At 68.8% G+C, this 16,426-nt stretch carries 1 protein-coding gene; it reads left to right on the top strand.

What is annotated here, in order from left to right:
* The first annotated feature begins 158 nt into the window (after positions 1-158).
* Positions 159-16,391 carry a non-ribosomal peptide synthetase gene (locus ASD42_RS22310; protein ID WP_056819859.1) on the top strand — a complete coding sequence of 5,411 codons (16,233 nt, stop codon included), beginning with the start codon at positions 159-161 and terminating at the stop codon, positions 16,389-16,391.
* Positions 16,392-16,426 lie beyond the last annotated feature (35 nt).

Genomic DNA, 16,426 nt, shown 5'->3' with positions numbered 1-16,426 from the left:
CGTGACAGCCTTACATGTGGTGTCATGGTCGCCGAACGCCCCGATATCGACTCCTTCTTGCTTGTTCGACACTGGTCCGCCCCGGTAGGCCGAATCCGACAGGGTTCGTGGGTCATCGCAGAGATGTGGGCCGGACAGATGAAGGATGTTGTACCCGAATGCGTGAAGCGCGCACCTCTGGACGTGAAGCTCGCCGTGCGCCGCGAGGCATTCGAAAGTCGAGTACTCCGCTTTTCTCGCAGCTGCTGACCGCCGCGGTAGACACCGCGGGTGATGCCGTGGCCGTGTCGTACTCCCCCGTCGACGGTGAACGCCGCGAACTCACCTACACCCAACTCGACGAGTACTCGTCACGACTGGCCAGGGATCTGCTCGAGCGCGGGATCGGCCCCGGCGATGTGGTCGCGCTCGGTTTCACCCGTTCGATCGAATCGGTGGCGGCGGTGTGGGCGGTGGCCAAGACCGGTGCCGCGTATGTCCCCGTCGACCCGGCGCTGCCCGCGGAGCGGATCGCCTACCTTCTCGAGGACTCCGGCACGATCCTCGGACTCACCTGCACGGCGCATCGGGACAAGCTCGGCGACTGTGTCGACTGGCTCGACATCGACGCCCCGGCCCACCACGACCGCATCACGGCGCACCACGCCCACCCGATCTCCTACCTCGATCGCGTCCGCCCGCTGACCGATCAGCACCCGGCCTATGTCATCTACACCTCGGGCTCGACGGGCCGACCCAAGGGCGTCGTCGTCACCCACACCGGTCTCGGCGCGCTGGTCGCGGCGGCCAGGGAACGCTATGCGGTCGACGGCGGCGACCGTGTCCTGCACGTGTGCTCACCGAACTTCGACGTCTCCGTGCTCGAGCTGCTGGTGGCGTTCAATTCCGGTGCCACGCTGGTGATTTCACCTCCGTCGGTCTTCGGTGGCCCCGAGCTCGCCGAGCTGCTGCGCCGTGAACGAGTGACCCACATGCTGATCACCCCGGCGGCATTGGAATCTGTCGACGCGCACGACCTCGACGCCCTGCGGGTGGTAGTCGTCGCGGGCGACGCGTTCGGCCCGACCCTCGTCGACCGCTGGGCTGTCGGCCGCGCCTTCTTCAACGGCTACGGCCCGACCGAGGCCACCATCCTCGCCACCGGCACCACCGAGCTTGCCCCCGGGCAGCCGATCACGATCGGTTCGGCTTTCCCTGGCCTCGGTGCGACCGTGCTGGACTCACGTTTGCGCCCGGTTCCCGCGGGCGTGGCGGGTGAGCTGTATCTGTCCGGCCCCGCCCTGGCGCAGAGTTATCAGGGCAGGCCCGCTCTCACCGCCGAACGCTTCGTCGCCTCACCCTTCTCCGGGTCCCGTATGTACCGAACCGGAGACCTGGTTCGACGCACCGCCGACGGTGATTTCGAGTATCTCGGCCGCTCCGACTTCCAGGTGAAGATCCGTGGCTTCCGCGTCGAGCTCGGTGAGATCGACGCCGCCCTCACCGCCCATCCCGACATCGAGTACGCGGTCACCCTCGGTATGAAGGCCGACTCGGGCGCCACGGTATTGGTGTCGTATGTGCTCCCCCGGCAAGGTATTTCGATCGACACCGAGGAAGTAGCCCGTTTCGTCGGCACGTCGCTGCCCGGTCACATGGTGCCGACCGTCCTGATGATCCTCGATGAGATCCCGTTGACCCCCAACGGCAAGCTCGACCGAAATGCGCTGCCCACACCGGTTTTCGGTGCGGTCGGTTCCCGCGCGCCCGAAGGTCCGGTCGAGACCGCCATCGCCGAACTGTTCACCCAGATCCTCGGCCTGGAGCAGATCGGTGCCGAGGATTCGTTCTTCGCCGCCGGTGGCGACAGCATTCTGTCGATCCAGCTCGTCTCGCGAGCACGCAATGCCGGCATCTCGTTCACCCCACAGGCGGTGTTCGAGCACCGGACTGTCGCCGGGTTGGCGCGGGTGGCGGTGCTCGGTGCCGAATCCGCGCCCACCTTGGCCGAACTCCCCGGCGGTGGCGTGGGCGAGATGCCGTTGACGCCGGTGCTGGCCGCCGCGCTGGCCGGGGGACGTGTCTTCGGCCGGTTCACCCAGCAGATGGTCCTTGCCCTGCCTGCCGGGATAGATCGAAACACCCTGGAGGACACCCTCACGGCGGTGATCGATCACCACGACATGCTGCGGGCGGGTCTGCGGCAAGTCGACGGGAAGTGGGAGCTGCACACGCTGCCGCCAGGCGCGGTGGATGTGAACGAGCTACTCATCCGCGTCGATGTCCCGGCAGGCACCGACCAGCTCGACGCAATCGCCGACACCGCGATGGATTCCGTGCTCGCGTCGCTGGATCCGCAGGCGTACCGGATGATCGGCTTCGCTTGGCTGGCTCGTGAGGACGGCCCGGACGGGCTGGTCGTCGCGGCGAACCACGCGGTGATCGACGGTGTGTCGTGGCGAATCCTGTTGTCGGACTTGGTCGCCGCGTGGGCCCAGTCCGGCCAGCGGGTCGTCTTGCCTCCGGTCGGCACGTCGTTCCGCCGCTGGGCGCACGGCCTGACCGGCGTGGCGGCAGGCACGCGCGAGGAACTCGACCACTGGCAGCAGACATTGTCGGTGCCCGACCCGCTGCTGGGCGATCGTCCGCTCCGTCCTCTCGATACCGCATCGACGGTGCGAACCATCAGCGTCGAGGTGCCCACCGACATCACTCAGGCGGTCCTGACCGGCCTGCCGACCATGTACCGCGCGGGTGCTGAGGACGGCTTGCTCGCCGCCTTGGCGATGGCCGTACGCACGTGGCGGGCCCGACGTGGCGTCGACGCTCCCGCCACACGGGTCCGTCTGGAAGGCCACGGCCGCGAGCAATCCGCGGTCGACGGTGCCGATCTGACGCGCACGGTCGGCTGGTTCACCAGCATGTATCCGGTCGCGCTGGATCTGAGCGCGGTCGACAACGACGCCGCGTGGCACGGTGGCGATGCCACGGCCGCCGTGGTCAAGGCGATCAAGGAACAGCTTCGCGCGGTGCCGCACAAGGGCATCGGTTTCGGGATGCTCCGCCACCTGGACCCGGAATCTGCGGCCCACCTCGAAGGCCCCCTGGGTCAGGTCGGCTTCAACTACCTGGGACGTCTTTCCGCAGGCGATGTCGCCGCAACCGACCACAGCTGGCTACCCACCGCCGACTGGGGCGAGCCCGTCGCAGAACAAGACCCCGAGCTGCCCGCGGCCGCCGTCATCGACATCAACGCCCTCGCCACCAGTTCCGACACCGGCTTGCAACTGCGTGCGTCGTTCTCTTACGCCTCCGAGATCATCGATGAGGCGTCGGTGCGAGAACTGGCCGACTGCTGGACAGCGGCCTTGTCGATCCTCGCCGAACACCTGCGCGATCCGGCATCGGGTGGCCTGTCCCCCGCCGACGTGCCGCTGGTCCAGGTCACCCAGGCGGAACTCGATACCTGGCATCGCGAACGTCCGCGTCTGACCGATGTGCTGCCGTTGGCGCCTTTGCAGCTCGGTTTGATATTCCTCGCGCAGGTGTCTCCGGCCGATCCGTATCTGGTCCAGCTGGCTGTGGAGTTGGCGGGCGAGGTCGACACCGACCGTCTGCGCCGAGCGGCCCAAGCGGTCCTCGACCGTCACGCGATCCTGCGCACAGCCTTCGGCTCGTCGGCGGCGGGTACGCCGGTCGGTTTCGTCGCCGAAGGTGTCACGGTGCCGTGGCAGATCGTCGACACCGACCATGCCGAGGCCGAGGAGTTCTTGGCCGCCGAAGCGCGGATCGGGTTCGATCTCTCCACGGCGCCGCTGCTGCGGTTCACGCTGTATCGGCGCGCCGACGGCATGCATTTGGTGTTGACCGCGCATCACCTGCTGGTCGACGGCTGGTCGATGCCGTTGCTGATGCAGGAACTGCTCCTCTGCTATGCCACCGACGGCGCGCCCACCGTGCTCCCGCGCGTGCGTCCCTACCGTGACTACCTCGCGTGGCTCGCAGACCAGGACCGGTCCGCCGCGTTGCGGAATTGGCGCGAGGCGCTGTCCGGACACCGGCCGAGCCTGCTCACCACAGCGATCTCCGCGCCGACCGCGCCGACCGAGGGGCACGGGATGTGCACCGTCGAGCTGTCACCGGCCGAGGCAGAGGAACTGGCGGTCTGTGCCGCAGCCAACGACGTCACGGTCAACACCCTGTTCCAGGCGGCGTGGGGTGTTGTGCTGGCCGGTGCGATCGGTGGCGACGATGTCGTGTTCGGCGCGGTGGTCTCGGGCCGCCCGCCGCAGTTGGACGGTGTCGACGGCATGGTCGGACTCTTCGCGAACACCATCCCCGTTCGAGTCGACGTCGACACGGACCAGCCACTGCGAAACATGTTGTCGCAGCTGCAGTCCGCACAAATCGCGCTGCTCGACGGACATCACCTCGGCCTGGCCGAGATCCAGCGGGCCGCAGGCACGGGCGAGCTGTTCGACACGCTGATGGCCTACGAGTCCTACCCCGTCGACACCGAGGGAATGCGGCGCGCGCACAGCTCCATCGACGGCCTCGAGATCGTCGATGTCACAGCGGCCAACGCGACCCACTATCCGGTGGCAGTCGGTGTCGAGGTCGGCGACGGTATCCGCGTCGGTGTGCAGTACCGCCTGGACGTGATCGACAGCGGCATCGCCGAAGCTCTCGCGCACCGTTTGCGTGCCACCCTCGACGCTTTCGTCCGAACACCGGAACACACAGCCGCCCAACTGCTGGACACCCTGGATCAACTCGACGACCCGATCGCGGAGTCGACCTACTGGCGTTCGGTCCTCACCGACCTCCCGCAGGAACTGAACCTCCCCACCGATCGCGCCCGACCGGCAACTCCCGTGGTGACCGACGCGCGCGTCCGCTTCGAGATCCCCGCCGATCTCCATCGGCGCATGCGGGATTTCGCCGAATCCCGCGACACGACGGTATTCAGCCTCGTGCACACGGTCTTCGCGGTGCTCCTCGCCCGACTGTCCGGCACCGAAGACATCGCGATCGACACCCCCCACTTGGTGTTGCGACTACCGGTGCGCGGCAACACCGTTGTCGACGAACTGCTGGCCGAGGCGACCATGGTGGCCCGGCGGGCATTCGCGCGAAACAGGTCACCGGTGGGCCACGCACCGGACGAGCAGCCTCTCGTGCGGGTGATGCTGGTATCGGACGAATCCTCGGACGTGGATAGGGTCGCGCGGGATCTCGTGCTGTCCCTGAGCTCCGCACACCACGCGGCGGCTGACGAACACGCCATCACCGCCGAATTCGTCTACGCCAGCGCTCTCTTCGACCAGTCGACAGTCACGGTCTTCGCGCAACGTCTGCTTCGCCTGCTGGCAGCGGCGATCGAGCACCCCGATGCCCCCGTCGGTGACCTCACGCTGCTCGACACGGAGGAGCACGCGGCGCTGACCGCGCGGGACGCCGATCCCGAAGGCTCCACCGTGCTGTTCCCCGAGCTGGTCTCGCGTGGATCGACCCACGGTTCAGATCGGGTCGCCGTCCGGTACAGGGACCGCTCGATCACCTACGGACAGCTGACCGAGCAGACCGCGCGACTGGCCCGTGCGCTGATCGCCCGTGGTGTCGGACCCGAAGTCGCTGTCGCCGTTGCCCTTCCACGCTCTTTCGAAATGGTCGCGGCCGCACTCGCCGTCGCCGCGGCAGGTGGCGTGTATGTACCGATGGACCCCCGCAATCCCACCCAACGGCTCCGACACCTGGTCGACGACTCGGGTGCGGAACTCGGCATCACCGCCGCCGCGCACCTCGAGGACCTGCCCGACGACCTGACCTGGCTGACCCTCGACGACCTCGACCGAACCGGTGCCACACACCCGACCACGCCGATCACCGACGCCGACCGCCTCGCACCCCTGCGTGTAGACCACCCCGCGTACATCATCTACACCTCGGGTTCCACGGGTCTGCCCAAGGGCGTCACCGTGACCCATGCCGGCTTGGCCCCCTTGGTCGATGAAGCCGTCCGCCGCTACCGCCTCGAGTCCGACCACCGCTTCCTACACATCTGCGCCCCCTGGTTCGACCCCTCCGTCCTGGAGTGGTTGTGCGCCTTCGCGACGGGAGCGACGCTGGTCGTCGTACCGTCCGACATCGCGGGTGGTGTCGAACTCGCCGACCTGTTGGCCGCCGAGTCCGTCACCCACGCCATCATCACCCCCGCGGTCCTGGGCACCCTCGACCCGGCCGGTCTGGACGCACTGGAATCGTTGTCTGTCGGCGGTGATGTGACCACCCCGGAACTGCTCGCGAAATGGCAGCCCGGTCGCCGCTACCTCAACGGCTACGGCCCCACCGAGACCACGATCATCTCCTCCTACGCCGAACTCACCGCCGGGCAACCCATCTCGATCGGCAGCCCCGTGCAGGGCACGCACGCGATGATCCTGGACCCCCGCCTGCGCCCGGTTCCGTCGGGCGTCACCGGTGAGCTCTATCTGACCGGTGAAGCGTTGGCCCGCGGTTACCGCAATCAGCCGGCGACGACCTCGACCCGCTTCGTCCCCGACCCGTGGGGTGCGCCCGGCACCCGCATGTACCGCACGGGCGATCTGGTGCGCCGCCGCGACACCGGCGACATCGACTACCTCGGCCGCACGGATACCCAGTTGAAGGTGCGCGGTTTCCGGATCGAACCGGGTGAGATCGATGCCGTGCTCGTCAGCCACCCCAGCGTCGAATTCGCGGTCACCGTGGGACGTCGGACCCCTTCCGGATCGACGACGCTGGTGTCCTATGTGCTTGCGACACAAGGTCATTCGGCCGACCCTCACACACTCACCGAGTACGCCGCAGATCGTCTGGCCGCGCACGCGGTGCCGTCGGCGATCGTGGTCCTCGACACGCTGCCCCTGACCGCCAACGGCAAACTCGACCGCAACGCCCTGCCCGAACCAGCCGCCGCGACGGAGCCCGCCGCCGCGCCGACGGGCACGATGCAAACCCTGCTGGCCGAGCTGTTCGCCCGCGTCCTCGGGGTCCCGCAGGTCGGCGTGCACGATTCGTTCTTCGCGATCGGCGGCGACAGCATTTTGTCGATCCAGCTGGTCTCCCTGGCCCGCACGGCAGGCATCGTCTTCACCACCCGTGACGTGTTCGAACACCGCACCGTGGCGAAGCTGTCCGCTATCGCCGCCCTCGACAGCCCGAACGCGCCCGTATTGGCCGAACTGCCCGGCGGCGGCCTCGGCGACGTCGCGTTGACACCGGTATTGGCCGACTTCCTGAGTACCGGTTCGAGCGACCGCTTCGCCCAAACCATGGTCCTGGCACTACCCGACAACATCGACCGTGCCGGCCTGACGGCAACCATCGCCGCGGTCCTGCGCCACCACGACATGCTGCGTTCGCGGCTGCGGCAAGACGGCGACGAGTGGCGGTGGGAAGTCCTGGCGCCCCACGCCATCGATGTGGACTCGCTGATCACCGAGATCGACGCCCCGCCGGATGAGCTGACCCGAATCGGCAGCGCCGCCATGGACTCAGCCCTGTCGGCACTGGATCCCGCTGCCGCCCGCATGATCGCCTTCACCTGGATCCGCCGCCACGGCGCTCGTGATGTGCTCGCGGTCGCCGCCCACCACTACGTGATCGACGGCGTCTCCTGGCGCATCCTGCTGCCCGACCTGGTCCTGGCCTGGGCCCAGTACGACGCGGGTCAACAAATCGCCCTACCGCCGGTCGCGACCTCGTTCCGCCGCTGGGCGCACGGCCTGGCCACCGCCGACCGCACCGCCGAACTCGACCACTGGCAGCGGGTCCTGGCCACCCCCGACCCGCTGCTCGGCACCCGCGCGCTCGACCACCGCCTCGACACCGAGGCAACGATGCGGTCGATCACCGTGCAGATCCCCGCCGAGATCACCGAAACTCTGCTCACGACCCTGCCCGCGCAATACCGGGCAGGCGCCGACCACCCCCTGCTCGCCGCGCTGGCCCTGGCCGTACGCGTCTGGCGTGCGCGTCGCGGCATCGACTCCGCCACTCTGCGACTGAGACTCGAAGGCCACGGCCGCCAGGAGGACGCCGTCCCCGGTGCGGACCTGACCCGCACCGTCGGCTGGTTCACCACCGTCTACCCCGTCGCCCTCGATCTGCGCGCCATCACACCCGTGACCTTCGACGACGAAGCCCTCGCCGCGACGGTGCGCACCGTCAAGGAACAACTGCTGGCTGTGCCCGACAACGGCATCGGTTTCGGCCTACTGCGCAGGACACCGGAAACCCGAAACCTTTTGTCCGGCACCATCGGTCAGATCGGCTTCAACTACCTGGGCCGCGCCACCACCGGCGCCCTGCCCACCGATGACGTCGCGTGGCTGCCCACCGCCGACCTCGACGAGATCGAGGTCGACTACGACCCCGCCCTGCCCGCGCACACCGTCCTCGACATCAACGCGATCGCCGTCGCCACCGACACCGGTCTGCAACTGCGGGCGGACTTCCGCTACGCCACCGGCATCCTGACCGAGTCCGAGGTCGAGGAACTGGCGCAGGACTGGACGAGCTGGCTCACCGCCCTGGCCGACCACACCCGGCACCCGTCCGCGGGCGGGCTGACCCCGTCCGACGTCGCGCTGGTCCAGGTCTCGCAAACCGATCTCGACACCTGGCGCCGAACCCATCCGGGCCTGTCGGATGTGCTGCCGCTGTCGCCGTTGCAGCACTCGCTGCTCGCACTGGGCGACATGCTCGACGAGTCGGTCCACGCCTACGTCATCCAGCTCATGGCCGAACTGAGCGGCGACCTCGACACCGACCGGCTACGCCACGCGGCCGCGACCGTCTTGCACCGGCACGCCAACCTCCGATCGGCCTTCGTCACCGCACCCGACGGCACCCCGGTCCAGCTCGTCGCCGATGCCGTGGAAGCACCGTTTCGGATCGTGGAAGCCGCCGACGCCGAGCTGCCCGCCTTGCTCGCCGCCGATCAGCAGGCCGGTTTCGACCCGACGATCGCGCCGCTGCTGCGATTCACGGTGTACATCACCGGTTCCGGGCGGAGCCACCTCGTCCTGACGGGCCATCACATCCTCCTCGACGGCTGGTCGATGCCGCTGCTGATGAAGGAACTGCTCGTCCTCTACGCCACCCACGGCGACGCGACCCCGCTCCCGCCGGTGCGCCCGTACCGTGACTACCTCGAGTGGCTCACCCGCCAGGACCGCACCGCCGCCGAGAGCGCGTGGTCGGAGGTCCTCGACGGGGTGCGCACGACCATGATCGCCCCCGAGCTGACCTGGCCGGCCGCGACAGGGACCGGCTACGGGCTGTGCGAGTTCGAACTCGACGCCGCGCGCACAGCGGAACTGACCACGTTCGCCGCGGCCGCCGAGGTCACCGCGAACACCGTGTTCCAAACGGCCTGGGGCCTGGTCGTCGCCGCGAGTACAGCGCGCGACGATGTGGTGTTCGGCGCCACCGTGTCCGGGCGCCCGCCACAGCTCGACGGCGTCGGCGACATGATCGGCCTGTTCGTCGACGCGGTTCCGGTGCGCGTGCGGATCGATCCCGCCGACAACGTCGGCGACCTGATCCGCGCCGTCCAGGCCGAGCAGGCTTCGGTGCTCGATCACCACCACCTCGGTCTCGGCGCGATCCAGCGGGTCGCGGGACTGGGCGAGCTGTTCGACACCATGCTCGCGTTCGAGTCCTACCCCGTCGACGTCGAAGGACTCCAACAGGCGGGCGGCGCACTCGACAACCTGAGCATCGACGACCTGCAAGGCGCCGATCACACCCACTACCCGATCACGGTGCTGGTCTTCCTGGGCGCCCGCACCCAGGTGCAGATCAAGTACCGCCGCGACCTCGTCTCCGATGTGGTGGCTCGAGCCGTGACCGACCGCCTCCGCACGGCTATCGACAACCTCGTCGCGAGCCCGACCACGCCCGCGGCCCGCATCGCCGAACAGCTCGCCGCCGACCCGACCGACCCGATCACCCGATCCCGCTACTGGCGCCAGACTTTGGCGGATCTGCCTGCCCGACTGGTCCTGCCCACCGACCACTCGCGCAGCGGGCAATCGGATAGCCACGGCGCCACCGAACAGGGACGCACCCGATTCGCGGTCCCGGCTCCGGTGCACCGAGACCTCCGCCGCCTCGCCGACACCGCGAACGTGAGCTGGCAGACGCTGGTCCGCACAGGTGTGGCCGTGCTTCTCGCACGCCTGACGGCTTCCGACGACATCGTGATCAGCACCGGCACTCCTGATCTGTTGCTACGCACCACGATCGATCCCACCGTGCCGTTCCTCGATCTGCTTACCCAGGCACACAACACCGAGTCTCAGGCGATGGCTCATGCCGGAATCCCACTCGCGGACTTCGCGCACCTGCTCGGCGTCGAGCTCCGTTCCCTGGGACAGGTCTGCTTGCGAGTACGGTCCGACGACGCTGCGACGACGGCGGAAGACGCCCCGACAGCCGGTGAACTCACCGTGACGGTGATCGAGAACAAGTCGAGCATGGCGATCGAGATATCTTTCGCCCGAACCCTTTTCGATGACCACGAAGCCGGTACCTTCGTCCGGCGTCTGGTCCGGCTGCTCACCGCCATCTCCGACCGACCGCAGACCCCGGCGGGCGACCTACCCCTGTCCGACCACGCCGAGTACACCTTCCTGACCCACCTCGGCGACGGCACAGATCCCTCGACGACCGGCACCCTGCCCGAGTTGCTCGTCCGCGGCACCGGCTACGGCCAGCATCGAATTGCGGTGCGCGACAACGCGAATGCCTACACCTACGGCACCCTCGACGCCGACTCCTCACGCCTGGCCCGAGTCCTCGTCGCCGAGGGAATCGGCCCGGAAACCGTCGTCGCCTCGGCTGTACCGCGTTCCTACGAGTCGGTCCTCGCCTTCTGGGCCATCGCCAAAGCCGGTGGGGTGTATCTGCCTGTCGACCCGAACTACCCCGACGATCGCGTGCGCCACATGCTCGACGACTCCGGCGCGACCATCGGCCTCACGGTCGCGGCCAAGGTGAACAGACTCCCCGAATCCCTGCGCTGGTTGATCCTCGACGAGCCGACCACCCAGGCCCGCATCGCCGCCTGTTCGTCGACCCCGGTGCGTGATCGCGACCGCCGAGCACCCTTGCGCCGTGACAACATCGCCTACGTGATCTACACCTCCGGCTCCACCGGCACGCCCAAGGGCGTCTCGGTCACCCACGCCGGGGTGGGCGCTCTCGTCGCACACTCAGCAGCCCTGATGCGCCTGCGCCACGACCACCGCATGCTGCACGTGTGCTCGCCCAGCTTCGACCAGTCGATCGAGGAACTCGGTACCGCGTTCCATCACGGCGCCACCCTGGTCATCGCACCACCGGACACCCTCGGCGGCACCGACCTCGACGACCTGCTGCGCGCCGAACAGGTGACGCACACGATCATCACCCCCGCCCTGCTGAGCACCCTGGACCCGGCAGCCCTGCCCGATCTCCAGTGCGTGTCGGCAGGCGGTGAAGCCACCACCCCCGAACTGCTGGCGAGCTGGCAGCCCGGCCGCAGCTTCCTCAATGGCTACGGCCCCACCGAAGCGACCATCGGCGCGACCTACTCGGCATTGCGTGCCGGGGACCGCGTCACGATCGGACGCCCCGTCCCGGGCATGCGTGCCGTAGTGCTCGACGCCCGCCTGCACCCGGTCCCGGTGGGCGCCACCGGTGAGCTGTACCTGGCGGGTCCCGCACTCGCACGCGGCTACCGTGGCCGCGCCGCCGCCACCGCCGACCGTTTCGTCGCCTGCCCGTGGGCGGGACCCGGCGAACGCATGTACCGCACCGGCGATCTCGTGCGCTGGGTGCACGGCGACACCTACGAGCTGGAGTACCTGGGCCGCACCGACTTCCAGATCAAGATCCGCGGCTTCCGCATCGAGCCCGGCGAGATCGACTCCGTCCTGCTGCGCCACCCCCAGCTGAGTTTCGCCCTCACGATCGGCGCCGAGAACCCCGCCGGCGACACCGCGCTGGTCTCGTATGTGACGGGCCGCGACATCGATCCCGGCGCCATCGCACGGTGGTCGTCATCGATGCTGCCCGCGCACATGGTCCCGGCGGCGGTCGTCGTCTTGGACCGCATCCCGCTGTCGGCCGCCGGAAAGATCGACCGGAACGCTCTTCCTACACCGGAATTCGCGACTCGGGCCTACCGCGAGCCCGCGACCGGGCTGGAACGGACGGTCGCCGACGTGTTCGCCGAGGTGCTCGGCGCGGAAGGTGTCGGCGCCGACGACAACTTCTTCGACCTGGGCGGCAACTCCCTGCTCGCCACTCGCCTGACCGCACGGCTCGGTGCGGCGGTCGAGATCCGGGTGCCGGTGCGCGTGCTGTTCGCCGCACCCACCGTCGCCGAATGTGCCCGTGAGATCGCCGGATTGACCCGTGCGGCCCACCGCCCAGCCTTGGCCGCGCGCCCACGGCCGGACCACATCCCGCTCTCGCCCGCCCAGCAGCGCATGTGGTTCCTCAACCGTTTCGACACCGGAACCGCCGCCTACAACATTCCGGTCGTGCTCCGCCTGACCGGCGCGCTCGACACCACCGCGATGCGGCAGGCGTTCACCGATCTGGTCGCACGCCACGAGATCCTGCGCACGGTCTACCCGACCGTCGACCTCGCCCCGGCACAGATCGTGCTGCCGATCGACCACCCGGACGTGCCACGCCTGCAGGTCACCACGCAGGGCGACGACGCGGCGGTGACAGCACTGGTGTCCACGGTTTTCGATGTCACCACCGAGGTCCCGTTGCGCGCCACCCTGTTCGAACTGGGCCCGGATGACTATGTCCTGGCCATGGCGGTGCACCATATCGCCGGTGACGGCTTCTCCGGTGGACCCCTCACCCGCGACCTCGTCACCGCTTACACCGCACGCACCGAAGGAAACGCCCCCGCCTGGGCACCGCTGCCCGTGCAGTACGCGGACTACGCGGTCTGGCAGCAAAGCCTGCTCGGCGACGAAACCGACCCCACCTCGACATCGGCGGCCCAGCTCGCCTACTGGCAGCAAGCTCTGGCAGAGCTGCCCGACCAGCTCGACCTACCCCGTGACCGGCCACGACCCGCGATCCAGTCCTATGCGGGCGGCCGCGTCCCCTTGACCATCGACACCGCCACCCACGCCGCCCTCGCCGAACTGTCGCGCACCCACGGCGCGACCCTGTTCATGGCCGTGCACACCGCCCTGGCGGTGGTACTCGCCGAACTTTCCGGCACCACCGACATCGCCATCGGAACGCCCGTCGCAGGTCGCGGCGACGCCGTTCTCGACGACCTGATCGGCATGTTCGTCAACACCCTGGTGTTCCGGACCCGAGTCGACGCCGATGCGAGCTTCGCCGAACAGCTGACCCGCCAACGCGACACCGACCTGGCCGCCTTCGCCAACGCCGACATCCCGTTCGAGCGGCTCGTGGAAGTTCTCAACCCGGCCCGTTCCACCGCCCGCCACCCGCTGTTCCAGGTCGGTCTGTCGTTCCAGAATCTCGCCGAGGTGCGGATGGACCTGCCCGGGATGAGCGTGTCGTCGGTGGAGCTCGACCGTGCGCTGTCCCAGTTCGACCTGCACCTGATCCTGGCCGACCGCTACACCGCCGAGGGTTCGCCCGCCGGCATCACCGGCTACTGCACCTACGCCACCGACCTGTTCGACGCGGCCACGGTAGCCGGATTCCTGACCCGGCTCACCCGTCTCGTCACCGCGGTGGTCACCGACCCCGGCGCGCCCCTGCACACCTTCGACCTGCTCGCCCCCGACGAACGAGGACAGCTCCTCGACACCTGGAATCACACCGCCCGGCCAGCAGACCCGAGCACCACCCTGGTCTCGATGCTCGATGCGACCGTGTCCTCGACACCGGATGCCGAAGCCCTCGTAGCCGACGATGTGCGCCTGACCTACGCCGACCTCGACGCGCGAGTGAACCGCCTTGCGCGCTATCTCATCGCGGCAGGCGTCGGCCCGGAAACCCGCGTGGCGCTGGCGATGCGCCGATCGGTCGACCTGGTCGTCGCGATGTACGCGGTCAGCACGGCAGGCGGCGCGTATGTCCCCATCGATCCCGACCAGCCACCGGCCCGCACCCGGCACATCCTGGATACCGCGTCGCCCCTGCTGACCCTCACCAGCACGGGCACCTGGCTTGCCGCGACGGACTCACCGGGAACCACCGTGCTGTGCGTCGAGAAGTTGGACCTGGCACCTCACAGCCCCGCCCCGATCACCGACCGCGACCGCCGCGCCCCCTTGCGCGCCGCGAATACCGCCTACGTGATCTTCACCTCGGGCTCGACGGGTCGTCCGAAGGGTGTGGCCGTCTCCCACTCCGCGATCGTCAACCAGTTGCGGTGGAAGACCACCGAATTCGGGCTCACCGCCCAGGACAGCGTGCTGTTGAAGACAGCCGCCACGTTCGACTTGTCGGTCTGGGAGTTCTGGTCCGCGGCGGTCTGCGGCGGTCGACTGGTGCTCGCCGCACCCGATGGTCACCGGGACCCGACCTACCTCGCCGAGCTGATGCGACGCGAAGAAGTGACGACCCTGCACGTCGTGCCGTCGATGCTCGACACCCTGCTCAACGACACGCTCGCGCCGTCACTGCGCCGCGTCCTGGCCATCGGCGAAACCCTCCCGATCGCACTGACTCGCCGATTCGCCACCGTGGCACCGAATATTGCGCTGTTCAACGTCTACGGCCCCACCGAGGCCGCGGTCTCGATCACCAGCCACCGGGTGCGCGCCGCCGACACGACCACCGTCCCGATCGGCACACCGGTCTGGAACAGCCAGGTCTACGTCCTGGACGCACGACTACGCCCGGTCCCGGTCGGTGTGCCGGGCGAGCTGTACCTGGCAGGCGCCCAGCTGGCCACCGGTTACCTGGGCCGCCCCGACCTCACCGCCGAACGCTTCGTCGCCAACCCGTTCCAGGCGGGCACCCGCCTGTACCGCACCGGCGACCTCGCCGCATGGAACCGACACGGCGAACTCGAATACCGCGGCCGCACCGACTTCCAGATCAAGATCCGCGGATTCCGCATCGAACTCGAGGAAATCGACGCCGTCCTGGGCTCGCACCCCGACGTCGGCACCACCGTCACCGTCGGTCGCGAGAACCAGGCCGGGGCAACAGTGTTGGTGTCCTACGTGGTCGCCGCGCACGGTCGCGACGTCGACGTGGACAGCCTCCTGCGGTGGGCAAGCCACTCGCTGCCCACCCACATGGTCCCCACCACGATCATGGTCCTCGACGACATCCCCCTGACCGCCATCGGCAAACTGGACCGCGCCGCCCTGCCCGCCCCCGAACTCGCTACCCGCACCTACCGCGCCCCGGACACGGCCGTCGAACACACGGTCTGCGACATTTTCGCCGACATCCTGTGCCTGGACCGCGTCGGCATGGACGACCACTTCTTCGAACTCGGCGGCACGTCCCTGAGTGCCACCCGCCTGTCCACCCAGCTCGGTGCCGCGACGGCCGCGACCGTTCCCGTCACCTGGATCTTCACCACGCCCACCCCGGCGGGCATCGTGGCGGCGTTGCGCGCCGAGGGCCCCGACAGCGCGGGCGCCGACGCCGCCTTCGACGTCCTGCTGCCTTTGCGCACCGAGGGCACCGGCGAGCCGCTGTTCTGTGTCCACCCCATCAGCGGCATCGCCTGGTCCTTCAGCGGCCTCGCCGCCCACCTCGACCGCCCGCTCTACGGACTCCAGTCACCGGCGTTGAGTTCGGTCGAGCCCCTCCCGGATTCGATCGAGGAATGGGCTCTGCTCTACCTCAAGGAAATCCGCGCGGTGCAACCCGAAGGTCCGTACCACCTGCTCGGCTGGTCCCTCGGTGGCGTCATCGCCCACGCCATGGCGGTGCAGCTACAGGAAGACGGCGAGGACGTCGCGGTGCTGGCCATGCTGGACAGCACCCTGTCGTCGGCGTCGACGGCCATCGCCACCCCCGCGACCGCTGCCGATCTGCTCGGCGGGTTCGTCGGGGCCGACGAGGTGGACCTCACCGAACCGGTCGACCTGCACCAACTCGCCCGGACCCTGTTCGAACGCTCCGCCCCGCAGACACCCCTCGACCCCGCCCGCATCGACCGAATCGTCGACGCGGCGATCACCTCGCTCACCCTCGACGCCGCCTATCGCCCCCGCCGGTTCGACGGCACGATCACCTATTTCACCGCAGCCCAGGACGATCCGACCGGGACCGCCGGTGCGTCGTCGTGGGACCAGGCAGTGACCGGCTCCGTCGACAACCACCCCGTGGACGCAACCCACTGGCGCATGACCGAGGACCGCGCCCTCGCCGTCATCGCCGACACAGTGCGACAGAAGCTGGGCTAGCCGAAACCGGATCCGGGCACCCCGAGTGACCCGGA

Origin of the sequence: Nocardia sp. Root136 (assembly GCF_001427185.1) — a bacterium.
In the GTDB taxonomy this organism is placed as follows: Bacteria; Actinomycetota; Actinomycetes; order Mycobacteriales; family Mycobacteriaceae; genus Nocardia; species Nocardia salmonicida.
This window is presented reverse-complemented; position numbering and strand designations above follow the sequence as displayed.

Excerpts from the sequence above, each read along its gene's own strand:
- ASD42_RS22310 (WP_056819859.1), top strand. The coding sequence starts at position 159 with ATGCGTGAAGCGCGCACCTCTGGACGTGAAGCTCGCCGTGCGCCGCGA.